At 61.3% G+C, this 22,537-nt stretch carries 25 protein-coding genes and 3 pseudogenes; 13 read left to right on the plus strand and 15 right to left on the minus strand.

The genetic code is table 11. From position 1 onward, the window contains the following. The first annotated feature begins 1 nt into the window (after nucleotide 1). Nucleotides 2–562, plus strand: a complete 561-nt coding sequence (locus tag NTD89_RS28990; protein WP_262210971.1) for a cysteine hydrolase family protein — start codon at nucleotides 2–4, stop codon at nucleotides 560–562. Here the strand turns inward: NTD89_RS28990 and NTD89_RS28995 are convergent. Both NTD89_RS28995 and NTD89_RS29000 read right to left on the minus strand, forming a co-directional pair. Next, a complete protein-coding gene (locus NTD89_RS28995; RefSeq protein ID WP_262210973.1) occupies nucleotides 559–1,014 on the minus strand; it encodes an NUDIX hydrolase in 456 nt (151 codons plus the stop codon). The two genes, NTD89_RS28990 and NTD89_RS28995, sit on opposite strands and share 4 nt — an antisense overlap. Nucleotides 1,015–1,019: 5 nt before the next feature. Continuing rightward, nucleotides 1,020–1,580 carry a TetR/AcrR family transcriptional regulator gene (locus NTD89_RS29000; protein WP_262210974.1) on the minus strand — a complete coding sequence of 187 codons (561 nt, stop codon included), beginning with the start codon at nucleotides 1,578–1,580 and terminating at the stop codon, nucleotides 1,020–1,022. On the opposite strand from NTD89_RS29000, the gene NTD89_RS29005 reads away from it, so the two are divergent. Then, a complete protein-coding gene (locus NTD89_RS29005) occupies nucleotides 1,485–2,279 on the plus strand; it encodes an oxidoreductase (protein ID WP_410017239.1) in 795 nt (264 codons plus the stop codon). The two genes, NTD89_RS29000 and NTD89_RS29005, sit on opposite strands and share 96 nt — an antisense overlap. Nucleotides 2,280–2,287: 8 nt before the next feature. Here the strand turns inward: NTD89_RS29005 and NTD89_RS29010 are convergent, their stop codons facing one another. The 3 genes from NTD89_RS29010 to NTD89_RS29020 all read right to left on the minus strand — a co-directional run bounded on the left by NTD89_RS29010 (nucleotide 2,288) and on the right by NTD89_RS29020 (nucleotide 4,940). Next, entirely contained in the window at nucleotides 2,288–2,734 is a 447-nt protein-coding gene (locus NTD89_RS29010; protein WP_262211053.1) for a bleomycin resistance protein, read from the minus strand. Beyond that, nucleotides 2,734–3,180 (minus strand): HIT family protein, encoded by a 447-nt coding sequence (locus NTD89_RS29015; protein WP_262210975.1) that lies wholly within the window; start codon nucleotides 3,178–3,180, stop codon nucleotides 2,734–2,736. The genes NTD89_RS29010 and NTD89_RS29015 overlap by 1 nt, the downstream gene beginning before the upstream one ends. A 257-nt stretch (nucleotides 3,181–3,437) precedes the next feature. Then, nucleotides 3,438–4,940 (minus strand): FAD-dependent oxidoreductase, encoded by a 1,503-nt coding sequence (locus NTD89_RS29020; RefSeq protein ID WP_262210976.1) that lies wholly within the window; start codon nucleotides 4,938–4,940, stop codon nucleotides 3,438–3,440. Between the two features lie 79 nt (nucleotides 4,941–5,019). On the opposite strand from NTD89_RS29020, the gene NTD89_RS29025 reads away from it, so the two are divergent. Next, on the plus strand, nucleotides 5,020–5,487 hold the full coding sequence (locus NTD89_RS29025) for a MarR family winged helix-turn-helix transcriptional regulator (protein WP_262210977.1): 468 nt from the start codon (nucleotides 5,020–5,022) through the stop codon (nucleotides 5,485–5,487). Here NTD89_RS29025 and NTD89_RS29030 read toward each other — a convergent pair. Next, entirely contained in the window at nucleotides 5,479–5,631 is a 153-nt protein-coding gene (locus tag NTD89_RS29030) for a hypothetical protein (protein ID WP_262210978.1), read from the minus strand. The genes NTD89_RS29025 and NTD89_RS29030 overlap by 9 nt on opposite strands. Nucleotides 5,632–5,936: 305 nt before the next feature. Here NTD89_RS29030 and NTD89_RS29670 point away from each other — a divergent pair. Together NTD89_RS29670 and NTD89_RS29675 are read left to right on the plus strand one after the other, a co-directional pair. Continuing rightward, nucleotides 5,937–6,941: pseudogene (locus NTD89_RS29670) on the plus strand (cache domain-containing protein); the annotation flags it as partial. 87 nt (nucleotides 6,942–7,028) lie between these two features. Further along, nucleotides 7,029–7,796 carry a methyl-accepting chemotaxis protein gene (locus tag NTD89_RS29675; RefSeq protein WP_370004774.1) on the plus strand — a complete coding sequence of 256 codons (768 nt, stop codon included), beginning with the start codon at nucleotides 7,029–7,031 and terminating at the stop codon, nucleotides 7,794–7,796. On the opposite strand, the pseudogene NTD89_RS29040 reads toward NTD89_RS29675, so the two are convergent. The 4 genes and pseudogenes from NTD89_RS29040 to uvsE form a co-directional block, all read right to left on the minus strand. Next, nucleotides 7,793–7,897, minus strand: a pseudogene (locus NTD89_RS29040) (alpha/beta hydrolase); the annotation flags it as partial. The gene NTD89_RS29675 and the pseudogene NTD89_RS29040 sit on opposite strands and share 4 nt — an antisense overlap. Nucleotides 7,898–8,004: 107 nt before the next feature. Beyond that, nucleotides 8,005–8,778 carry a nucleotidyltransferase domain-containing protein gene (locus NTD89_RS29045; RefSeq protein ID WP_262210979.1) on the minus strand — a complete coding sequence of 258 codons (774 nt, stop codon included), beginning with the start codon at nucleotides 8,776–8,778 and terminating at the stop codon, nucleotides 8,005–8,007. After that, a complete protein-coding gene (locus NTD89_RS29050; RefSeq protein WP_262210980.1) occupies nucleotides 8,775–9,254 on the minus strand; it encodes an AAA family ATPase in 480 nt (159 codons plus the stop codon). Before NTD89_RS29050 ends, NTD89_RS29045 begins: the two co-directional genes overlap by 4 nt. 40 nt (nucleotides 9,255–9,294) lie before the next feature. After that, nucleotides 9,295–10,323, minus strand: a complete 1,029-nt coding sequence (uvsE, locus tag NTD89_RS29055; RefSeq protein ID WP_262210981.1) for a UV DNA damage repair endonuclease UvsE — start codon at nucleotides 10,321–10,323, stop codon at nucleotides 9,295–9,297. Between the two features lie 253 nt (nucleotides 10,324–10,576). On the opposite strand from uvsE, the gene NTD89_RS29060 reads away from it, so the two are divergent. From NTD89_RS29060 to NTD89_RS29070, 3 genes are all read left to right on the plus strand, one after another. Then, nucleotides 10,577–10,900: a hypothetical protein gene (locus NTD89_RS29060; RefSeq protein WP_262210982.1), complete on the plus strand. Its 324-nt coding sequence runs from the start codon at nucleotides 10,577–10,579 to the stop codon at nucleotides 10,898–10,900. 87 nt (nucleotides 10,901–10,987) lie between these two features. Further along, nucleotides 10,988–11,413 carry a DUF2231 domain-containing protein gene (locus NTD89_RS29065; RefSeq protein ID WP_262210983.1) on the plus strand — a complete coding sequence of 142 codons (426 nt, stop codon included), beginning with the start codon at nucleotides 10,988–10,990 and terminating at the stop codon, nucleotides 11,411–11,413. Then, nucleotides 11,410–12,702 (plus strand): PQQ-dependent sugar dehydrogenase, encoded by a 1,293-nt coding sequence (locus NTD89_RS29070; RefSeq protein WP_242198212.1) that lies wholly within the window; start codon nucleotides 11,410–11,412, stop codon nucleotides 12,700–12,702. Before NTD89_RS29065 ends, NTD89_RS29070 begins: the two co-directional genes overlap by 4 nt. Nucleotides 12,703–12,732: 30 nt before the next feature. Here NTD89_RS29070 and NTD89_RS29075 read toward each other — a convergent pair whose 3' ends face one another. After that, entirely contained in the window at nucleotides 12,733–13,641 is a 909-nt protein-coding gene (locus NTD89_RS29075; protein ID WP_262210984.1) for a LysR substrate-binding domain-containing protein, read from the minus strand. A 92-nt stretch (nucleotides 13,642–13,733) separates the two neighbouring features. Between NTD89_RS29075 and NTD89_RS29080 the strand changes: the two genes are divergently transcribed. Then, a complete protein-coding gene (locus NTD89_RS29080) occupies nucleotides 13,734–14,756 on the plus strand; it encodes an EamA/RhaT family transporter (RefSeq protein WP_262210985.1) in 1,023 nt (340 codons plus the stop codon). Nucleotides 14,757–14,875: 119 nt separating this feature from the next. Further along, a complete protein-coding gene (locus NTD89_RS29085; protein WP_262210986.1) occupies nucleotides 14,876–15,793 on the plus strand; it encodes a helix-turn-helix domain-containing GNAT family N-acetyltransferase in 918 nt (305 codons plus the stop codon). Nucleotides 15,794–15,832: 39 nt separating this feature from the next. Here NTD89_RS29085 and NTD89_RS29090 read toward each other — a convergent pair whose 3' ends face one another. Beyond that, nucleotides 15,833–17,236, minus strand: coding sequence for an MFS transporter (locus NTD89_RS29090; protein ID WP_262210987.1), 1,404 nt, complete (start codon nucleotides 17,234–17,236; stop codon nucleotides 15,833–15,835). A 143-nt stretch (nucleotides 17,237–17,379) separates the two neighbouring features. Then, nucleotides 17,380–17,910 (minus strand): GNAT family N-acetyltransferase, encoded by a 531-nt coding sequence (locus tag NTD89_RS29095; protein ID WP_262210988.1) that lies wholly within the window; start codon nucleotides 17,908–17,910, stop codon nucleotides 17,380–17,382. Nucleotides 17,911–18,063: 153 nt separating this feature from the next. Between NTD89_RS29095 and proP the strand changes: the two genes are divergently transcribed. Further along, on the plus strand, nucleotides 18,064–19,566 hold the full coding sequence (gene proP / locus NTD89_RS29100) for a glycine betaine/L-proline transporter ProP (protein WP_242198223.1): 1,503 nt from the start codon (nucleotides 18,064–18,066) through the stop codon (nucleotides 19,564–19,566). Between the two features lie 52 nt (nucleotides 19,567–19,618). Continuing rightward, complete coding sequence (locus tag NTD89_RS29105) at nucleotides 19,619–20,125, plus strand: GAF domain-containing protein (RefSeq protein ID WP_145161140.1); 507 nt, start codon at nucleotides 19,619–19,621, stop codon at nucleotides 20,123–20,125. Here NTD89_RS29105 and NTD89_RS29110 read toward each other — a convergent pair. Together NTD89_RS29110 and NTD89_RS29115 are read right to left on the minus strand one after the other, a co-directional pair. Further along, nucleotides 20,100–20,222: pseudogene (locus NTD89_RS29110) on the minus strand (AraC family transcriptional regulator); the annotation flags it as partial. The gene NTD89_RS29105 and the pseudogene NTD89_RS29110 overlap by 26 nt on opposite strands. 117 nt (nucleotides 20,223–20,339) lie before the next feature. Then, on the minus strand, nucleotides 20,340–21,161 hold the full coding sequence (locus tag NTD89_RS29115) for an AraC family transcriptional regulator (protein ID WP_145161142.1): 822 nt from the start codon (nucleotides 21,159–21,161) through the stop codon (nucleotides 20,340–20,342). Between the two features lie 97 nt (nucleotides 21,162–21,258). On the opposite strand from NTD89_RS29115, the gene NTD89_RS29120 reads away from it, so the two are divergent. Continuing rightward, nucleotides 21,259–22,470: an MFS transporter gene (locus tag NTD89_RS29120; RefSeq protein WP_262210989.1), complete on the plus strand. Its 1,212-nt coding sequence runs from the start codon at nucleotides 21,259–21,261 to the stop codon at nucleotides 22,468–22,470. Nucleotides 22,471–22,537 lie beyond the last annotated feature (67 nt).

Raw genomic sequence — 22,537 nt, forward strand, 5'->3', positions numbered from 1 at the left:
CATGGAACCGTTAGCGACAAACGCAGCATTGGTAATCATCGACATGCAACAGGGCATGCACCATCCCAAGCTTGGGCGCCGCAACAACCCAGAGGCCGAGTTGCACATGCAGCAGCTTCTGGGCGCCTGGCGGCAGTCGCAACGTCCGGTCGTGCATGTCCGGCATATGTCGCGCACACCCGACTCGGTCTTTTGGCCAGGCCAGCCAGGCTGTGAATTCCAGGAAGCGCTGGCCCCGCTCGCGCATGAGCAGGTGCTGGAGAAAAACGTGCCGGATGCGTTCGCGGTCACCGGCCTGGAGCGCTGGCTGCAGATGCGCGCGATCAGGCAGTTGGTGATCGTCGGCGTGATCACCAACAACTCCGTCGAGTCTACGGCGCGGTCCGCCGGCAACCTGGGCTTTGACGTGATCGTGGCTGCAGACGCTTGCTATACATTCGATCAAACCGACTTGTCGGGGCGGCTCTGGCCTGCCGAGGATGTGCATGCGCTGTCGCTGAGTAACCTGGCGATGGACTACGCCAGGGTCATGCAAACACTCGATATTCTTGCCGCTGCTTAAGCGGCAAAAATGCCCGCGTTCACCAGCATTTCAACCAGTCCCTGGGGCCATACCGTGTCCTTGGTCGAGCGCAACGCCCGAGCGGACCACCAGTGATGGTCCGCCATCACCTGCGTCTCTTGCGGCGTCCACTCTGCCCTGGAAAGCGCCTCGCTCGCGACGTGAACGATAAAGTAGTGCTCAATCGCCAATACCGTTTCACCGCTGGGCAGCATCAACTCAAAGCTGCGTTGTGCCACAGGCGCTTGAACAGCGCTGACCACAATGCCCGTCTCCTCGCGCAGTTCACGGATGGCTGCCGCGTGGAAGGTTTCGCCCGCCTCGACGCCGCCGCCGGGCGTGGCCCAGTAATCCCGGCCGGCCAGGGCGCCGTCTTTATGCACAAACCTGAACAGCAGGACTTCACCCGCCGGGTTTATCACCAACAATCGTGATGCCTTGCGCTCGCGCATTCGCTTTATTCCTTGTTTGAAACCGGGTGCTGATGGGCTTGCAGATAGCCCCGTAACAGCAGCGTGGTCTGCTGCTCAAGTCCGGCTTCGAACGCGGGCGATGCGTTGCCTTCGAGCAGGGTCCGTACCGGGCCGACGATAGCGCTCAGGGAAATCCCGGCGGTCAGGATCGGGGCTTCGAAATGCGCATCCGGCGCCGTCTCCAGCATGGCGGCGATCACCGCTACCATGCGCTTATTGATGCGGGCGACCAATTCGGCACCGCCCCGCTCGCCCGCAATGGCATACAACGCCTTGGAAATGCCCTGGTCGCGCAACTTGGCGGTGACCAGCGCGCTGACCAGGCCGCACGCCATTTCCGCCACCGGCCTGCCCTGGTGCCGGCCGCACGCCAACTCGACCGCCTCGGCCACCCACTCGAGGTGTTTTTGCAGTACGGCGGCAAGCAGCGCGTCGCGGTTGGGGTAGTACTGGTAGAGGCTGCCCACCGACATGCCGGCGCGCTCAGCCACTCGGGTGGTGGTGCAGCGGATCAGGGCGAGGCCGTCGAAGCCGGCGTGAACCACATCGACACCAGCGACTTCTACGGGCCGCATATCACCAATCAGCTGATTCGCGAGGCGCTGCACCCTTACCGCGATGACCTCACCCTCGTCACCAAGATCGGCGCCCGCCGTGACAGCGAAGGTGGCTGGCATGCCGCGCCTTCCAGGGAAGCGCTGATACAGGCCGTGCATGACAACCTGCGCAACCTGGGCCTGGATGTACTGGACGTGGTCAATTTCCGCGCGTCCCACAACCTGATGGGCCCCGGCGAAGGCTCGAACGAAGCGCCACTGACCGCGCTGGCAGAACTGCAACAGCAAGGCCTGGTGCGCCATATCGGCATCAGCAACGTGACGCCGACGCAGGTGGCCGAGGCGCGCAACATCGTTAAGTTCGTGTGCGTGCAGAACCTGTACAACATCGCGCACCAGCACGATAACGCCCTGATCGACGAGCTGGCACAGCAAGGCATTGCCTACGTGCCGTTCTTCCCACTGGGTGGTTTTACGCCGGTGCAGTCATCGACACTGACGCGTGTGGCAGAGCGGCTGGGCGTGACGCCCAAGCAGCTGGCGCTGGCGTGGCTGCTGCGCCGCTCACCGAACATTCTGCTGATTCCCGGCACCTCGTCGGTGGCGCACTTGCATGAAAACCTGGCGGTGGGCGCACTTAAATTGACCGATGAGACTGTCGCTGAGCTGAATGCCATCGCGCACTGAGCCACGCGCTATGTGGGCACCCCGTCATCGAGCCGGCGTGCCCTTTCGCCAAGTCGTTCGACCAGCCTGACCAAATAGCCGTCCGGGTCCTGTACAAGAAACTCACGCTGCCCGACCTCGACCTCACCGGCCCTGTACCAAACATCCTTGCAGGGCTTGAACACGGGATACGCCGCAGCATCCAGCCGCTCAATCACCGGACCTACCGCCGCGACATCAATCTGCAGATTCATACCGCGCCCCAACGGCAGGTCCAATGCCGCCGTTTGCCATTGATTGGCGCGCGGGTCGATTTGCTCGAGCATCACCTGCGCGCCGTTGAGGTCAAGGTAGGCAAACCCTTCGTCCAAGCGTTGGTAAGCCACGTTAAAGCCTACCCATGACACCCAGAATTCGAGACTGGCATTCAGGTCAGTGACCATCAATTCCGGGACCAGCTTATTTCTTTGCATCATCATCCTGCGTCCAGTGTGGAGGTCAGCAACTGCGCGAGCTTCTTGCGCAGGTCACCGTGCTGCTCTTCAGCGTAAGGCGGTGCCGTTTTCCAGTCGTAGAACCATACGGGCATCGTGCGCTTGTCGTCCGGCTCCGTGGAGTAGCGAGGGAAAATATGGCTGTGCAACTGCGGTTCCGAGTTTCCCAGAATCTCGTAATTAATGCGCAACGCATCGGTGGCGGCCAACAGGGCATCGCCGATGCGCGCCATGTCGAGCAGGTACGTAGCGCGCGCGTTGGCGTCCAGGTCATTGAGGCTGGCGACCACGGGATCGGGCAGCAGCAGGCAGTAACCTGGCAAAAACTGTACGTCGCCCATGACTGCCCAACCCGAGGCCATGCGGCAGATAACCTTGTCGTTGGCACCCTTGCGGGCCCGTTCTACGCGGTGTGAAATCAGCGGCATGCATTGTCCTTAATGACGCGGGGAAGAAAGCAGCAGGCTATGTGAAACAGACGCATCCATGCAAACATTGGCCGGGCTAACCCTGTCAGCCCAGCAACCGAACGGGCGCACGCCATGCCGACTGAGGAGTGACTCCGATGGACAGTGCAATGCAGCCATTCTACGAACTGACCAAGCACTGGCCTTGGCGGCGGTTCAGGCAGGCGGCAACATCGCCGCCCTGCAAGCCATCCTCAAGCGTCGATAACCCGCGGCGGTCAGCAAGCCTTTTCCAGCAGCACCGGCGATAGCCCGACCTGCAACAAGTACGCCTCCAAGGATTCGACACTGCCTGACGAAACAATCGCGCCGATATAGCCATCCGGACGCACCAGCACCCACTCGCCAGGCGCCAGTTCATAAGCGTCTTGAAACTGCCCTTGGTCATCGATTAGCTCACCGTGTGCGCCGATGAGGTGGATATGCAGCCCGGCCCGAGGCGACACCAAGCCGGGTGCAACGCCGTATCCCAACAGCGTCCAATGCGGCCCCTTGAACAGATCAAACAGGCGCAGTGATTGCCCGCCGGCGCCGCGAAGCCCCGCATCCGGCGCACGGTTGCCGACGCGTTCGGCGTGCCCCAGCGCGAGTGACGATTGCGGGTAGCCCAGGTCGAGTTGATGCACTTCCCTGCCCCGGCGCATGTCGCCGCGTTGCATGCCCTGGAGCAACTGGGTCGACAAGCCCAGCACCGCAGCGGCTATCGGGCGCCGCTCTTGTTCATAAGTGTCGAGCAGCGTTTCAGGTGCACCGTTGGCCACAGCCGCCAGTTTCCAGCCCAGGTTGTAGGCATCCTGCACGCTGGTATTAAGCCCCTGGCCGCCGGTGGGTGGATGAATGTGCGCAGCGTCGCCGACCAAAAACACCTGCCCGAAGCGGTAGTGATCGGCCAAGCGGGCATTCATGCTGTAGGCCGACGCCCAGGACACGGCGTGCACTTGGATGTCATCGCGCCCGGTACGCTTTGCGATGAAGGCCGTCAGCCCTTGTGCGCTGAGGTCGACCTGAGCCTGGAGCGCAATCGGCGCCTGAATCTGGAACAGCTCGGTGCCCGCCAGAGGGCACACGGCGACCTGCCGTAGCAGATCGCCTTCGCCGAAGCGGTGCCAGCAGTCGCGCCTAAGCCCTGACAACTGCACATCGGCGACCAGCGCACGCGCGCCCAGCGTCTTACCCGGAAAGCCGATTTCAAGAGCGTGACGCACAAAACTGCGGCCGCCATCGGCGCCCACCAGCCAGCGCGCGCGCACCGATTGCGTACCTGCCGCGCTGGCCAGCTGTACGCTGACGCCCTCGTCATCCTGCTCGAATCCCACCAGTTCGCAACCAAACTCCGGCCGGTGCCCTAGCTCGAGCAGGCGTTCGCGCATCACGCGCTCGGTCAGAAATTGCGGCACCATCAACGGTTGTTGATACGGCTCGGCCGCCGTCGAGGCGTTGCGCTCGATGGAATCGGCATCGGTGTAGCTGCCATCGTCGCGGTAGCGCCGCTCAGTCGGATAGACTCCACCCACAGCGAACAGGCGATCCAGAATCCCGAGGTCTTCGAAAATTTCCTGTGACCGCGGCTGAATGCCCTTGCCACGCGAGCCGTGAAAAGGCTCGGCGTTTTTCTCGACCAGGCGGAACGTGATACCCCGTCGCGCCAAGTCGATCGCCAGGGTCAGGCCGGCCGCACCGGCACCGCAAATCACTACATCGACAGCGCATCGCTTGTTCATACGGATCACCTATATGTGCAATACGCACATATTATGACGGAGAAACACAGTGTCAACAAAAAGCGTGCAAAACGCACATATGAGCGCACAACTGCGTGACTTGCACGGCTCGCTCGTGGAGATCGTTGGGGTGATGAACCGCCCCCAGCGTGACGAAGCAATGGTGCGCGAGGCCGGGATTTCCCTGGACCGCGCGCTGTTTCCGCTGCTGGTGCTGGTTGAACGGTTGGGTCCGATTGGCGTGGTCGAACTGGCCGACCGCGTGGGCCGCGACTACACCACCGTGAGCCGCCAAGTGGCGAAACTGGAAAGTCTTGGCCTGATCCTGCGCAAGGAAAGCGCCGTGGACCGGCGTGTACGCGAGTCAGTCATCACCGAAAAAGGCAAGGCCATGACCGACCGCGTGGATGACGCCCGCGAGCGCATGGGCGTGTCGATCTTCTCGACCTGGGAGGAAGGCGATTTCGAAAACCTGGTACGCCTGATGCGTAAATTCGCCGAGGACATCAAGAACGATTCGATACGGGCCACCAAAGGTCTACGCTGACACCCCACGGGCAAGGGTCACCAGGGTAACGTCACGCCGTGACGATTCGTGAACGTCAGGCCCGGCACACCGGCGTGCTTCCACGATTTCCACCACCAGCGGGCTGCGTTCGCCGATTTCGAGCCGCGCACCGGGGCCGCCCATTCGCGTGCGCCCCCCGCCGGGCGCGGCCAGCAGATAGCTACCGCGCCATCAATCGAGTGAGCGGGCGCTGCCGCTCGCAATCCCAGAACAAAAGCTATTTTTGTTGTACACAAAATATTTCTAAAGATTTACCGCCTCCGAGCCGAAACAAGCAGTGATAGCAAATCGCCGTCTCGCTGATAGAGACGATGATTTGGTCGCCCTCCCTGCCGATGGTCGTCTCGATGAAGATAAAAAATAAGCTGGTACTCGCGTTCGTCTCCGTGGCCTTTATCCCGGTCAGCCTGGTCGCGCTGATCTGCGTGATGAACACACGAACCCAGGCGGTGGAGCAATTCATCGACGGCAGCACCCGTGAAATACGCCAGATCGATGGCAACATCCGGCAATTCTTCGATGGCACCTTGCAAAACGTCGATCAGATGTCCGCTGATCCTGTATACACTTCGCTGAACACGCTCAAGGATTACCGGCCTGCCAATGCGGCCAGCCAACCGCTGCCGGCCCAGGCTCAGCAGGTCATCGACCAATTCGCGCGCTTCGGCGCCACCCACCCTTCGGCGGCCATTTTGTCCATCGGCCTGGAAGACGGCACCTACGCCAAATGGCCCGATGACCCGCAACTGTCCCAGTACGACCCTCGTACCCGCCCCTGGTACAAGGCCGCGATGGCCAGCCCCAACAAAACCGTGCGCACCCCCGCTTACTATTACGACAAGGATGACGTGGCCCTGGTGGGCACCGCACGCGCGCTGCTGGACACCACCGGCAAGGCCAAGGGCGTGTTCGTGGTGAGTGTGTCGCTGAAGAACCTCACCGAATTGCTCAAGAGTATCAAGCTGGGTGAAAGCGGCTACGTGATGCTGATCGAAGACGGCGTGGTGCTGGTCGACCCGCGCGATGCCGCGCACAACTTCAAGCCGCTCAAAGCGCTCGGCGCGCCTTACGCGCATCTGGCCGAAACGGCCCAGGGTTCCACCGAGGTGGTCATCGACGGCGTGCGCTACATGGCCAACGTCTGGACCTCGCCCGGCCTCGGCTGGCGCTACGTCGGGCTGATCGAATACAACGAGGTGATGGCGGCTGCCACGCGCATGACGTACCTGACCGCAGCCATTGTGGCGGTGCTGGTGTTGATCTTCGGGCTGATTGCAGCGGCGTTTTCCAAGGTGATCGTCAAACCGATCGGCCAGGTCAGCACCGGTTTGCAGTCCATTGCCCAAGGCGAAGGCGATCTGCGCCATGAATTGCAGGTGCAGGGCAAGGATGAAACCGCCGAACTGGCTGGCTGGTTCAACAAGTTTCTCGCCGCTATCCGTCAGCTGATCCAGCATATCGGCGCGGCCTCGACCAACTTGCAGGACGCGTCACGGGTCAACAGCCAGGTGGCGCACAACATGAACGACGCCGCTGGGCGCCAGCGTGAGGCAGTGGAACTGGTGTCCACTGCGTTCAACGAAATGGTCGCCACCGCCAACGAGGTCGCGCGCTCCTGCAGTGGCGCTGCCGAGTCTGCCGAGAACGGCCATCGCCGCGTGGCCGAGGGCAAGCAACAGATCGAAGTCACCACCGATAACGTCAATCGACTGGGCCGCCGCCTGACCGAATCGTCCCAGGCGATGGTCGAGCTGGAAGCCGGCAGCCGAAGCATCAACCAGATCCTCGGCACCATTCGCGCCATCGCCGAACAGACCAACCTGCTCGCGCTCAACGCGGCGATCGAAGCGGCCCGCGCCGGTGATCAAGGCCGAGGATTTGCCGTGGTGGCCGATGAGGTACGCGCGTTGGCCAAGCGCACTTCGGACTCCACTGGCGAGATCGAGCAACTGCTCGGCACCCTGGGCAGCAAGACCGAGGAAGTCACGCAAAAGATGAGCAGTTGCCTGGACCTGTCACGCGCCAGCGTGTCGTCGATTGAAAGCGCGCGAGACAGCTTTGAGGGCATTCAGCTGTCGGTGAATGAAATCCGCGACCAGAACCTGCAAATTTCCGCCGCCGCCGAGGAGCAACACAGCGTCGCCGAAGAGATCAACCGGCACATCCAGCAGATTTACGACGAGGCGCGATTGGTCGAAAGCCTGGCCAACTCAGCCCAGGATGATTCGGGGCGATTGGCAGGTTTGTCGGATGAGTTGAACGCCTTGGTGGGACGCTTCAAGTCCTAAAGCGTGCGGCGCTGGAAGTCTGCAATCTGGTGCCACATCGCCGCCGGGTTGGAATACATCGGGAAGTGCCCGCACCGGGCAATCGGCGCCAGCCGCACGCCATGGACGCTTGGCTGCGCGGCCGAAATGCTGTTCTTCGGCAACGGCAAGGAACAGCCAGAGGTGGCGAATCAGGCGAAAGTTCATCATAGGCTCAGCGCCAATATACCTATCTAGCCTGCGGTGAAACCATCCAGCTGACAAAGGCCTGCAGGCGCGCGGAAAACGCCGCGCATTCGGCACTCGGGTTACGCGCCTCAAACAGGAAGTAGGCGATCTGGACACGCATCGACGGGTAATGCTGCACGAACAAAGCCACATGCTCTTCCAGGGTTTGCGGCCAGCCTGACGCGTCCGCCGCGCGCAACGTGTGCGTCGCCCGAATCAACTTGCGCGCCGCTTCGCGTTGCAGGCGAAGTCGCTCGGGTGGCGAGCTGGCGTGTTCGATGCGTGTGAGGTAACCGCTCAACACCGGCTCGAAGTCACCATTGAGCGCCAAGGCGATGTCACGTGAGGGCCGAAACGGCTCGAAGCGCAGCGACAGATCATCGCCCCACACGCAACGGCAATGGTGCTTGAGCCAGAAGCCCCAGCGGTTGCGGTTCTCGGGCGCCAGCACCGCGGCGCGGTGGCCGATGTCGAAGTCGATCTTGCTCACCACCTCGTGCCGTTGCTCCAGGGCCTGGCGCAGCTGCTCCAACGCCTCGAGTACGTGCGCATCCGGCGGATTAGTCAGCACCAGCGTCACATCAAGGTCGGACTCGCCTGGGCTGGCATCGCCCCTCGCGACGCTGCCGTAGAGGTAAAGGCTGTGCAAGCCCAGCCCTGCGCCTGCCAGAGACTCGCACACGTCGGCCAGCAGCGGTTGGAATTGAGTTTGAATGGGCGCATTGGCAATGGTCAGCACACAGCCATTGGCATCGATACCTGGAGGCGCGCTCATGGGCGATGCACCTCAATCACCAAGCCTTCCGACTCACTGGGCACACAGAAATGGCGCGTGATCAGGTCGAACTCGGCGTCCGTGGCGGCAAAATCATGCTCGCCCTGAGCATTGCGCGCATGCAAGCGGGCGCGGCAGGTGGCGTCGTCCAGTTCCAGGTAATGCAGGCGGTGCGCCGCTTGAGCCGCTTGCGCCAGGCCCAGCAACCATTCACGGTTGGCCAGTGTGTTCGCCGGGAAATCGAGCACCATATTGATGCCTGATTGCAGCAGTTTGATCACCAACGGCCCCACCACCGCGCGAACACGCTGGGCGCAGCGCAGGTAATCGGCAATCGACAGAATCTCACCCGGATAGAGCTGCGCCAGCCACTGGTCTTCGCTGAGCACCAGGGCGGCGTGCTCGGCGGCCAGGGTTTGAGCCAGGGTGGATTTGCCGGAGGCAATCTTGCCGCACAACAGATGCAGGGTTGGCATGGAACGGTTCGTTATGTCGGGCCACGCAGCATGCCATTTTTCACGCCGAACGACGCTGCCAATACTCATAAAATGCCAGCGCCGCGACGTTCTTGTCTTTGGCTTCCAGCATGATGTCGAAGCGCTCGAGAAACTGCAGCGCGTAGTCATTGGTCCAGCAGTTCCACATTTGCGCGCTGTGGGCGTACAGATCGCGCTTGGCGACCACCTTCAGGAGCGCGTCCATTTCCAGCTTGTGCTCGGCGTCAAACCCCAGCGCTTGCAGGCTTTCCTGGGGCTGGGAGTAATGCATCGTCGGGCGTACGCCGCGCCAGCTTTCGATAACGCGGGCAACCCGTGGCGAATCGGGGTCGATGTATTCGTCTTCGTTGATCCAGCAGTGATGAATGTCCAGCACCACCGGGGCCAGGTCGGCGACTTGCAGACAGTGGTCCAGGCCGTAGGTTTTTTCGTCGTTTTCAAAGGTGATGCAGTTACGCGCCACCTCGGACAAGCGTGACCACACCGCGCGGGTGCCTTCAACGCCCAAGCGGCCGGCGATGTGGACGTTGCACTTGAGGTCCTGAAAGCGGCGGCCGTAGCCCATCATGCGGATCATGTCGGCGTGGTATTCGAACTCGGCCACGCTGTTTTCCACCACGCCGGGATTGTCCGAGCCCAGCACGCAATATTGCCCAGGGTGAAAGGACAAACGGATATCCGAGGCGCGAGCCAGGTCGCCGATGGCGGCGAACCCCTCGCTCAACTGACGCACAAGGGCCGGGTCTTTGTAGACATCCGCCACTTTCGGGTGGCTGTAAAACGGCAGCAGGTCACTGCTCAAGCGCAGCATGCGCAGCGTCGCAGGCAGCTCGGCGACATACGTCAGCAGGCGCAATTGCGCTGCGAGGTTGTGGGTCACCACCTCGACCAATTTGCTGCGCGCGACCTGAGGTTCGACGCTCTCCATCCAGCGCAAAGTGGTGGTACGCGGGTTGTAGGGGCCTTCGATTAACTTGAGCGCACTGGCTGACGGCAGGCGTTCAGGGTGCTTGTACTGGCAGGCAAAGCCGATGCGAGGATGGGTCATGGAAAGGCCAGGTAATGAGTGAGCGTGAGGGCAACAGAATGTTAGGCGCATGGCGCCGCTAAGGGTTCATTCAACCCGCGTCGTGCGTGAATCAAGTTGAATCCCGGTTTCACCTGGCGGTCACCTATAAGGAACGATAACGCAATGGAGGTGATGATGAACCTTGCAATGACACTCTGCAGCCTGTTTGCCGGCTGGATGGCAATTGTGTTTTCCATGACGTGGGGCCTGTTGCGCGTCCTGCGCTGGCACCATGCTTAGCACCCCCGACGGGCGCTACTTTGTGGTCAAGGGTCAGCTGTGGCGTTGCACCAACCCCGAGCTGGATGAAGCCACGCGACAGCGCTGGGTCAACGCTTTGATGGACGCGCGCCGCGCCGTCAAGTCGGCCAAGGCCAGCGGCGACGCCAGCCAATTGCGGGCGGCTCGCCAGCAGGTGCAGCAGGCCAAGGTCGCACTCGGTGAGCGTGGCCCGGTGTGGTGGCGTGATGGCAGCCCGGACTACAACCGTTACCGGGTGGCCAATACGCCGTATGCGGCGTGGTTTGAAAAACATCTCGACACGAAGCCCCACTGAACTTTCTTACAAATGCCAGGCTCCTTTCCTATGCGAAGTCACCGTGCCCTGATCCCAGGGTGCTGAACGATAAGGAGCCGCCACCGCATGACTACCCTCCCCGCCTATCCCACCGTCAGACCTGGCCCGCTGCACTCGATCTTGCTGGCCGGCGCCGTGCCATTGTTTTTGGGTGCCTTGCTCAGTGACATTGCCTACGGCCAAACCTACCAGATCCAGTGGGCCAACTTTGCGTCCTGGCTGATCGCCGGCGCGCTGGTGTTCAGTGGCTTTGCGCTGTTGTTTGCGCTGTTCAACCTGCTGCGCGCCGAACGCAAGGCCGGGCGCCCAGCGGCTTATTTCCTGCTGCTGCTGGCGACCTGGGTGCTGGGACTGGTCAACGCCTTTCAGCACGCCAAGGACGCCTACGCGATGATGCCTGGCGGCCTGATCCTGTCGGTGATCGTCACGGTGCTGGCCATCGCCGCAACGTGGATCGGCCTGACTAACCTGCGCTCGGGAGTTGCCCAATGAAACCATTCCACACCCTGAGCGTATTGAGCGCCGCCCTGTTGCTGACCGCCTGTGGTGGCGAAGGCGACAAAACCCAGGCCCGCGGCCCCGACCCGAAATTGCCCGAGCAACAAAGCAGCCTGTTGCCGAGCATGAAAATTGCCGAGCCCGCGCCCTGGGGCGAGCAGAAACCCAAGGTGCCCGAAGGCTACAGCGTTACCGCCATTGCCACCGACCTGGCTATCCCGCGCCAGACCCTGGTATTGCCCAACGGCGACATCCTCGTCGCCGAAGGCCGTGGCGGCAGCGCGGCCAAGCTCAAGCCCAAGGACGTGATCGCCAGCGTGATCAAGGCCGAGGGCAACACCAAGGTCAAGGGCGGCAACCGCTTGACGCTGCTGCGCGACGCCGACGGTGACGGCACCTATGAATTGAAAACGGTATTTGCCGACAACCTCAATGCGCCTTATGGCCTGGCCTACGCCGACGGCAAACTCTACGTCGCCAACCAGGACGCGCTGGTGCGCTTTGACTACGCCGACGGCCAGACCAAAGCCAGTGGCCCGCCGACCAAAATCACCGACCTGCCGGCGCAGATCAACCATCACTGGACCAAGTCGCTGGCGGTGAGTGAGGACGGGCGCCAGCTGTACGTGGGCATCGGCTCCAACAGCAACATCACCGAGCGCGGCATGGAAGTGGAAATCGACCGGGCGATGGTCTGGCAAATCGATGCCGCCACCGGCGCGCACAAACCCTACGCCACCGGCATTCGCAACCCGACCGCGCTCACGATTCAACCCGGCTCCGGGCAATTGTGGGCGGTGGCCAACGAGCGCGATGAACTCGGCCCGGACCTGGTGCCCGACTACCTGACCTCGGTGCGTGAAGGCGCCTTCTATGGCTGGCCCTACAGCTACTGGGGCCAGAACGTCGACCCGCGCGCGCAACCGCAGAACCCGGCGAAAGTCGCCGCCGCCATCAAGCCCGATTACAGCCTGGGCTCCCACGTTGCAGCGTTGGGTGTGGACTTTTCCAGCCCTGCGATGGGTGAGAAATTCGCCGACGGTGCGTTTGTCGGCGAGCACGGCAGCTGGAACCGCGATAACCCGGTGGGCTACAAAGTGATCTTCGTGCCCTTCAGCAATGGCAAACCGGCGGGTGAACCGATTGATTTTGCCACCGGTTTTCGTGGCGATGACGGCAAGACACGTGGGCGCCCAGTGGGTGTGACGGTGGACCCCAAAGGTGCGCTGATCATTGCCGATGACCTGGCCAATACCATTTGGCGCGTAACACGTAATCGCTAGCCCGTGCATGACAGGGGCGATTCGCCCCTGTCAGCCCTCACCGTGCAATTGCATTTCAAGCCAGGCCAGCAGCGCCGCAACTTCGCTGCGCGGGCCTGCGCCTTGCTGCCTGTAGACCGAAATCGCCTCGGGTAGCTGCACGCTCTCGGCGCAGGGTCTTACCAGCGCCCCACTTTCAATCAAACGGCTGGCGGTGCGACGCCAGCCCATGGCGATACCGTGCCCTTCCACAGCGGCCTGCAACATCAACGGGTAGCTATCGAAGGTGGCGCCACGCGCATCCGCGGCCAAGACCTGACCGAATGCCTGCAACCACTCGTCCCACTCCATCAAATGCGGTGGCGCGGCGCTGTGGTGCAAAAACGTATGGGCGTGCAATTCGGTGAGTGGCAAGGGGTGTTCAGCGTTCAGGTACGCAGGACTGCAGACCGGAAATACCTCGTCAGAGGCGGTGAGCATCAACGGGTGGGCGCCACTGGGGCGTCGGGTACTTTGCAGGGCCACGTCGAAGTGGTCCTTGAACTCCGTGAGGGGCCGGGTCGAGGTCACCACCTGGATTTCGATGTGCGGGTATTGCTGGTGAAACGTCGACAGACGTGGCATCAGCCAATAAAACGCCTCGCAGAGCTGGCAGAGCAGCACCACACGGCGCTGCGCCGTGGACGCACGCAAACCCGCGGCGCCGTCACTGATGCTGTGCAGCGCCTGGCTGACCACCTGGCCCAATTCACGCCCTTCCTGGGTCAGGAAAACCGCACGATTACGTCGATAGAACAGCTTCACCCCGAGGTTGTCTTCCAGCCCACGAATTTGCCGGCTGACCGCCGCCTGGGTGATGTGCAGTTCATCCGCCGCCTTGGAGAAACTCTCCAGGCGGGCTGCCGCTTCAAACGGTAGCAGGCTGGCGAGCGGCGGCAGGTTTTTACCAAGCGTATTCATAATCTGAGGTTATGCATCCGGGGCCGAGAACTCGTTTGTAGCACAGCCCGGCGGGTGTGCACCATTCATCCATGACTTCACGGATGCCTCGGATGACCTCACTACGAACCTCTGTTTTTGTCGGCGTGCTGCTCGCGGGTGTCGCCACATTGGGCTGGGCGCTGAACTTCATCGCCCCTTATGTCACTGGTGACTACAGCCTCTATGACCTGATGGCCGTACGGTTTCTGGGTGTCGGCGTGCTGGGCGTGGGCGGAGTGATCCTGTGCCGGGCCCAACTGAAATGGCTCAGCCCAAGGCAATGCTGGCTGGCCGCAGCGCTTGGCGCGGCAGGTTGCCTGGCGTACGGCGTGTGCATCGGCGCAGGCGTGATGTTGGGCGGCCCGGTATTGACGCCCGCGTGTGTCGGCATGGTGCCAGTGCTACTGGCCCTGGTTGGCAATGCCCGGAACAAGACCATGGCGTGGGGCCGGCTGGCGGCGCCTTTAGCGTGCCTGACGCTGGGGCTTTTGCTGTCGAACATCAGCAGCCTGCACCAACCGGCGTTGAGTACCGTTTCGTGGCTGGCCGGTGTGTTTTTTTCGTTCAGTGCCGTTGCCTTGTGGCTGGGATTCAGCGTGATCAATCAAAAACACCTGACAACCCTTCCGGCAACCGCCACCGGCCTCTGGACCGCGTTGATGCTGGTGGGGGCCGGCGGCACTGCCCTTTGCCTGCTGCCGTTGCTCTGTGTATTCAACCTGCTGCGCCTGCCAACCCTGGGATTTGGCTTCGCCCAGGCCGGTGCACTGTATGCCTGGAGCCTGATCATCGCGCTGATGTCCACGGTGGTCGGCGCCTGGGCCTGGAATGCTGCCACCCGACGACTGCCGATGGTGCTCAGCGGCCAATTGATTGCCCTCGAATCGCTCTTCGCGACCCTGCTCGGCCTGTGGTTCCACGGTCGCGGCCCTTCTTGGATGGAAGCCACCGGCCTCGCGGCGGTGCTGATCGGCGTGGTCATGGCGGTGCGTATTATCCTGACAGGCACAAAGCCCGCCGCAACGCCCGACACTGACGGGAGCGCCGAGGATGACCCACAGCATCGGCTCACTTGCACCCATCGAGACCTTTGAGTGTCACGGCCTGGCTGTCTGGTGAAAGCAGCGAAGAGCCATCGTCGGGCGTTAAAACGGTTGACCTGATTGCCTTAGGCAACTATATATTTGCTTAAGGCAACCAACCGAGCACTGCCATGACCACGACCCTTGTCGAACGCGCCGCGATCATTCGTGGTTTCAACCGTTTTTACACCCATCAGATCGGCGTGCTGCAGGAACACTTGCTGCAAAGCGATTTCTCGCTGACCGAAATCCGCGTGATGTACGAACTCTCCTCCCGTGGCGACCTGACCAGCGCCGACCTGTGCCAGATGCTCGGCCTTGATGCGGGCTACCTGAGCCGGCTGATCAGCGGCTTCGAAAAGAAAGGTCTGGTCCAGAAAGTGCGCTCCGTCACCGATGCGCGTGCGGTGCAACTGCACCTCAGCGACCTCGGTCGATCAGTGCTGGCGCCGCTGGAAAACCAGACCCAACAGGAAGTCATCGCCTTGCTCGAAGCCTTGCCCGAGCAGCAACAGCAGCAACTCACGGCGTCGATGCAGCGTATCCAGACACTGTTGCAAGGCGGCACGCCAGGTTACCTGCTGCGCGATCCGCAGCCCGGCGACATGGGCCGGGTGGTGCAACAGCAATCGGCGCTGTATGCGCGTGAGTACCACTGGAATTGGGAGTTTGAAGCGTTGGTGTCGGAGATTGTCGCCAAGTATTTGCGCGAATTCGACCCGAGCGCCGAGCGCTGCTGGATCGCCGAAAAGGACGGTGAAGTGGTGGGGTCAATCTTCGTGGTGCGCCATGACGAAACCACCGCCAAGCTGCGCATGCTCTACGTGGACGCCAGTGCGCGGGGCATGGGCATCGGTCAGCGGCTGGTGGAAGAATGCCTGCGTTTTGCGCGCAATGCCGGTTACAAAAGCATGCTGTTGTGGACGGTCGACGCGCTGACCGATGCGCGCAAGCTGTATCAGAAAGCCGGGTTCCGCCTGGTAGACCAAGAAGCGACGGTGAGCTTCGGCAAATCGTTGATCAGTGAAACCTGGGCCCGCGAGCTGTAAGGCGTTCCCGCGCTGTCGCCAGCGCGGGCGTTTGCGCGGTTAGAGGTCAGTGATTTCTTTATGGCGCGGCACCAGCGCCTTCATCACGCTCCACGCCACCAGGTAGGCCAGGGCACAGATCGCAAACATGATCATGTAGCCGGTGTGGATGTCGTTGATGGACTTGTAGTAGTCGAACACCCAGCCACCGATCTTGGTCATCACCACACCGCCCAAGCCCCCGGCCATGCCGCCGATGCCAACCACCGAGGCGACGGTTTTTTGCGGGAACATATCGGACACCGTAGTGAAGATGTTGCACGACCACGCTTGGTGCGCCGAGGCGCCCACACCGATCAGCAGCACCGGCACCCAGAAGCTCAGGTAGCCAAAGGGCTGCGCCAGCAACACCACCAGCGGGAACAGCGCGATCACCAGCATGGCTTTCATGCGCCCGTCGTAGGGTGCATCGCCACGGGCCATGAAGTAGCTGGGGAACCAGCCGCCGCCGATACTGCCGACCATGGTCATGCTGTACAGCACGGCCAGCGGCATCACGATGTCCGCGCCTTTCATGCCGTATTGCGCCGACAGGTAAGTGGGCAGCCAGAACAGGAAGAACCACCACACGCCGTCAGTCATGAACTTGCCGAAGGCAAATGCCCAGGTCTGGCGGTAGGTCAGCAGTTTGAACCACGAGACTTTTTTCGCAACAGCACCCGCAGGTTCTGGCGTGAACGGCTGCACCGTCTGGTCGCTACGGATGTAAGCCAGCTCTTCGGCCGACAAGCGTTTTTGCTGCTCCGGTTTTTCGTAAACCGCCGCCCACACCGCCACCCAGACAAAGCCCAACATGCCGATGACCATAAAGGCCGCTTCCCAGCCCCAGATGCCGGCAATCAAGGGCACGCAGATCGGCGCCAGGATCGCCCCCACGTTAGCGCCGGAGTTGAAGATACCGGTGGCCAGCGAGCGTTCTTTTTTCGGGAAGTATTCGGCAGTGGCCTTGATCGCGATGGGGAAGTTGCCCGCCTCGCCAATCGCCAGCACGGCGCGCGACAGCATGAAACCGGCAATCGACACCGGAATCACCGCCAGGCCGATAGCGCCGCTCACCGCAGCGATGCCCTCACCCATCGGCACCGAGAACGCATGCAGGATGGCGCCGGTGGACCAAATGCCAATCGCCACCACGTAGGCGGCCTTGGTGCCGATCTTGTCGACAAAGCGTCCGGCAAACAGCATGGAAATCGCGTAGACAAACTGGAACACCGCCGCGATGTTGGCGTAGTCCGTGTTGCTCCAGCCAAATTGCGTCGACAACTGCGGCGCCAGAAGGCTGAGGACTTGGCGGTCGAGGTAGTTGACGGTAGTGGCAAAGAACAACATCGCGCAGATGGTCCAGCGATAGTTGCCGACGGCCGTGCCGACGCGATGGGCGTTGATGGGCTCATTCAAATTCATGGCATCACTTTTTATTTTTGTTAGATAAGACATATGTAACGTCATATGTCGTCGTACAACTATGACTTTTATATCGGGCCGCCTACCCGGTGTCAATCTCCAAAATTGCCTTTTAACAGGGGATTACGCAGATCTGAAAATGCTTAACTACGCGCAGTTGTAGGATGACAAATCCTGAATACTCGGCTGGGTGCTTTGCCGGGCACATCATCAAGCAGGCCGAAGGGCTGCATGCCGAGCTTCTCCAGCACACGGATCGACGCGGCGTGATCCGGTCGCACCAGCCCGAATACCTGAGGCAATCCCAGCGTTTGAAACGCCATCGTCAGCGCGTCGTGGCCAAGCTCGGTGGCATAGCCCTGCCCCCAGGCATCGACCGCGAAGCGATAGCCCAGGTTGATGCGCCGCTCGGTCAGGTAATTGAGCGGCGCCACGCCGCCAAAGCCGATCAGGTGATCGGGCGCCTCGCGACGGGCAATGGCCCACCAGCCATAGCCCTGGCTGGCCCATTGTTCGAGCCAGTGGTTGAGCAGGCGCTGTGCGTCGTCGAGGCTGGCCATTGGGCCACTTGGGTTGAACAGGTTTGTCTGCGGGTCGCCGAAGATCGCGAACAATCGGTGCACATCGCTGGGCTCTGGCGTGCGATAGATCAAGCGTGAGGCGGTGGCGGGCATTCTGATAATTCCCTGGTCAGGTCGTGAAGTTCAATTCATCTGCAAAAAAAGGTAAATAGCGGTGAATTATTTCATGTCCGCTTGTATCTGAACTGACAGAGCGGTGCCATCGCAACGATGGCACCTCCCCTGTTCTGTTTTAGAGTGGCCCGCATGAAATTACGTAAGAAAAGCGTCAAACCCATCGGATTGAAAGACATCACCATCGTCGACGATGCCAAGGTGCGCAAGGCGATTACCGCCGCCGCCCTGGGTAACGCCATGGAGTGGTTCGACTTTGGTGTCTACGGTTTCGTCGCCTATGTGCTTGGCAAGGTGTTCTTCCCGGACGCCTCACCGAGCGTGCAAATGATTGCCGCCTTGGCCACCTTCTCGGTGCCCTTCCTGATTCGCCCGCTGGGTGGCCTGTTCTTTGGTGCGCTGGGCGACAAATACGGACGGCAGAAAGTCCTCGCCGCAACCATCGTCATCATGTCGTTGAGCACCTTTGCCATAGGCCTGATTCCCGGGTATGCCTCGATTGGCATCTGGGCACCGATCCTGCTGTTGCTGTGCAAGATGGCCCAAGGGTTCTCGGTAGGCGGTGAGTACACCGGCGCCTCGATCTTCGTCGCCGAGTACGCCCCGGACCGTAAACGCGGGTTCCTCGGCAGCTGGCTGGATTTTGGTTCGATTGCCGGTTTCGTGCTCGGCGCCGGTGTGGTGGTGCTGATTTCGACGATCCTCGGTGAGGCCGATTTCGAGGCGTGGGGCTGGCGTCTGCCGTTCTTCCTCGCCCTGCCTTTGGGCATCATCGGTTTGTACCTGCGTCACGCGCTGGAAGAAACCCCGGCGTTCCAGCAGCACATGGACAAACTTGAACAAGGCGACCGCCAGGGCCTGACCCACGGCCCCAAGGTGTCGTTCAAAGAGGTGGCTACCCAGCACTGGCGCAGCCTGCTGACCTGCATCGGTATCGTCGCGGCTACCAACGTGACGTACTACATGTTGCTCACCTATATGCCGAGCTACCTGTCGCACAACCTGCATTACAAAGAAAACAGCGGCGTGCTGATCATCATCGCGATCATGGTCGGCATGCTGTTCGTGCAGCCGTTCATCGGTTTTGTCAGCGACAAGATTGGCCGTAAACCCTTCATCATCGCCGGCAGCGTCGGGCTGCTGTTGCTGTCTATCCCGGCGTTTATGTTGATTACCAGCGGTAAAATCGGCCTGATTTTCGCCGGTCTTTTGATTCTGGCCGTGGTGCTGAACTTCTTTATCGGCGTAATGGCCTCGACGCTGCCGGCTATGTTCCCGACCCACATTCGCTATAGTGCGCTGGCCAGCGCGTTCAACGTCTCGGTCCTGATCGCCGGCCTCACACCCACCGCGGTGGCCTGGCTGGTGGAAAGCACCAACGACCTGTACATGCCCGCTTACTACCTGATGGTGTTTGCGGTGGTCGGCCTGATTACCGGCCTGACCATGAAGGAAACCGCGAACAAGCCGTTGCGCGGCGCGGCGCCAGCAGCGTCCGATATGGAAGAAGCCAAGGAAATACTGCAAGAGCACCATGACAATATCGAGCAGAAGATCGAAGACATCGATGCCGAAATTGCCGCCCTGGAAGCCAAGCGCCAGAACCTGGTGCAACAGCATCCGCGAATCAACTGATACCTGACCATGCGTGGTGGCCCCCGCCGCCACGCCACTGGAGTGCCCAAGCATGGTTCCAAGCGTCACCGCAGCCCACTCGTTACTCAGCGCGGACGAACGCGCCGCCATCGCCGAAATCGAAGCCACTACCAGCATCCTGCAACTGGTAACCCGCCTGACCGGCATGCGCTTTGCCGGCATTGCCAAATTCACTGACCTGAAATGGGTGGTGTGCTCGGCCTATGACCCGCTGCACATGGGGATTCATGTCGACGACGTACTCGACCTGGAAACTACCTTGTGCAGTGAATTCTGCGTCGACCCGCAGGCACTGTTTATTCCGCAAATCAGCCAGAATGGCCGCTTCGCCACCCGCCCGGTGGTCAAGCAGTACGCCATCGAAAGTTACGCCGGTGCGCCGATCTTCCTGCCCGACGGCCGCCTGTTCGGCGCGCTGTGTGCACTGGACTCACGGGCGATGCTGTTTGACGACCCCAACCTGCCGGAAACCCTGAGCCTGTTTGCGCGGCTGATTGGCTGTATTTTTTTCGCTAACCTGACAACAGCTGATCAGTAACCACCGCCCTGCCCCGCCGTGCAGCACTCTCGCGCTTTGGCGGCATGCCAAACAATCGGCTGAACTGTGAAGTGCTTTCATAGCCCACAGCGCCCGCAGGCTGGTGGATTTAGCTTTCCAATCGGCAATCGCCTCGGGTGCCACCCTGGGTATCGCAGGCCTCGTGGCTTACCTGACCCCGCGGCGTACCACAGCGACCTACGTACCCCCAGCGCTACCTGAAAAACTGACTCGGGGTTTTGCCAAACTGTTTCTTGAACATGCTGGTGAACGCGCTTGGGCTTTCATAGCCCAGCTCGATGGCCACATCGATGATCTTCTCCCCCACCGCAATGCGCTCCAGCGCCAGCAGCAACCGCGCCTGCTGGCGCCATTGGCCGAAGGTCAGGCCGGTTTCCTTGCGGAACAGGCGCTGGATGGTTTTCTGGTCCAGGTCCAGGCGATCACTCCAATCGGCGACCGTCGAGGCATCACCCGGTTCCTGCTGCAGCGCCTGGCAGATACGGTTGATGCGCAGGTCGGCCGGCTGGGGCAGTGACAACGGCAAGGCCGGCAGGATCGCGAGTTCGTCGAGGATTAGGTGCATGATCCTCGCCTCGCGCGAGTCCTCGGCGTACGGCGGCTTCAAACTCACCGAGGCTTTGATCAGCTCGCTCAACAACGGCGACACACTGACGGTCTTGGGCTCGCTCGGCAGGTTGGGGAAACAGTCCGGGCGCACAAACACGCTGCGCATCTTCAACGTGCCCACGCAACGCAGCGAATGCACTTGCCCGCTGGGCATCCAGAACCCGCGATTGGGCGGCACCGTCCATTGGTTCAACGCCGAATACACCACCATCACGCCTTCGACGGCGTACAACAGCTGATGCTTTTCGTGACTGTGGTCGGGGATCACCCAGTTTTCGGGGTAATCGGTCGCAGAACTGATGACAGCCCAGTCGCCCTCGTCGATCTCCCGCAGAAATACATCCAGTGGTTTGATGATTTCGCCCTTTTTGCGATGGTTGGCGCCCGAATTACGCGAGACAGGCATTTTCAGCGAATCTAGCATAAACGCCGCAACATTTAGAAACGGGCAGCGCGCTAAAGTACGCACTGCCCCTGTTCGCTGCCTTGTATGGAATGCCTGCATGTCGAGCCTGACCGCGCCACCCGCCACTGCAACCGCTACGCCGCAAATAAGCCCCTTGGTCATGCGTGTCCTGGGCGCCTGTGCCCTGGCGCACATGATCAACGACCTGATTCAGGCCGTGCTGCCGTCGATCTACCCGATGCTCAAGGCCAACTACGGGCTGAGCTTTACCCAGGTCGGCCTGATCACCCTTACCTTCCAGTTGACCGCGTCCTTGCTGCAACCCTGGATCGGCTACCACACCGACCGCCATCCCAAGCCCTGGCTGCTGCCGGCGGGCATGGTGTGCACGCTGATCGGCATCCTGATGCTGGCGTTTGTCGGCACCTTCCCGTTGATCCTGTTGGCGGCGGCGCTGGTTGGGGTCGGGTCGTCGACCTTCCACCCGGAAACCTCACGCGTGGCACGCCTGGCCTCGGGCGGGCGCTATGGCCTGGCACAATCGACCTTCCAGGTCGGCGGCAACACCGGCAGCGCGTTTGGCCCGTTGCTGGCGGCGGCGATCATCATTCCCTACGGCCAAACCCATATCGCCTGGTTCGGGCTGTTCGCCGTGTTCGCGATCATGGTGCTGTATGGCTTGAGCCGCTGGTACCGCCACCACCTCAACCTGTTCAAGCTCAAGCAAGGCGGCAAGGCCACCCACGGTTTGTCCAAGGGCCGCGTGACATTTGCCCTGGTGGTGCTGGCGCTGCTGGTGTTCTCCAAATACTTCTACATGACCAGCCTGACCAGCTACTTCACCTTTTACCTGATCGAGAAATTCCACCTGTCGGTGGCCAGCTCGCAGATGTACCTGTTCCTGTTCCTCGGCGCGGTGGCCGTCGGCACCTTTGCCGGTGGCCCGATTGGCGACAAGATCGGCCGCAAGAAAGTCATCTGGTTCTCGATCCTCGGCGCCGCGCCCTTCACCTTGGCCCTGCCCTACGTCGACCTGTTCTGGACGGCCGTGCTCAGCGTGGTGATCGGTTTCATCATCGCCTCGGCCTTCTCGGCCATCGTGGTCTTCGCCCAGGAACTGGTGCCCGGCAACGTGGGGATGATCGCCGGGATCTTCTTCGGCCTGATGTTCGGCTTCAGCGGGATTGGCGCCGCGCTGCTGGGCTTGCTCGCCGACAACCATGGCATTGAGTACGTCTACAAAATCTGTTCGTTCCTGCCACTGGCGGGCATCCTGACGATCTTGCTGCCTTCAACCAAAGGCGTCTGACCGGCCAATCATCGGCTGGCCGTATGCTATTACACGGAGTGCTCTGAAAAACCTGCGTGTGCGCTTA

It is taken from the genome of Pseudomonas sp. 14P_5.3_Bac1 (assembly GCF_025466135.1).
Lineage (GTDB): Bacteria > Pseudomonadota > Gammaproteobacteria > Pseudomonadales > Pseudomonadaceae > Aquipseudomonas.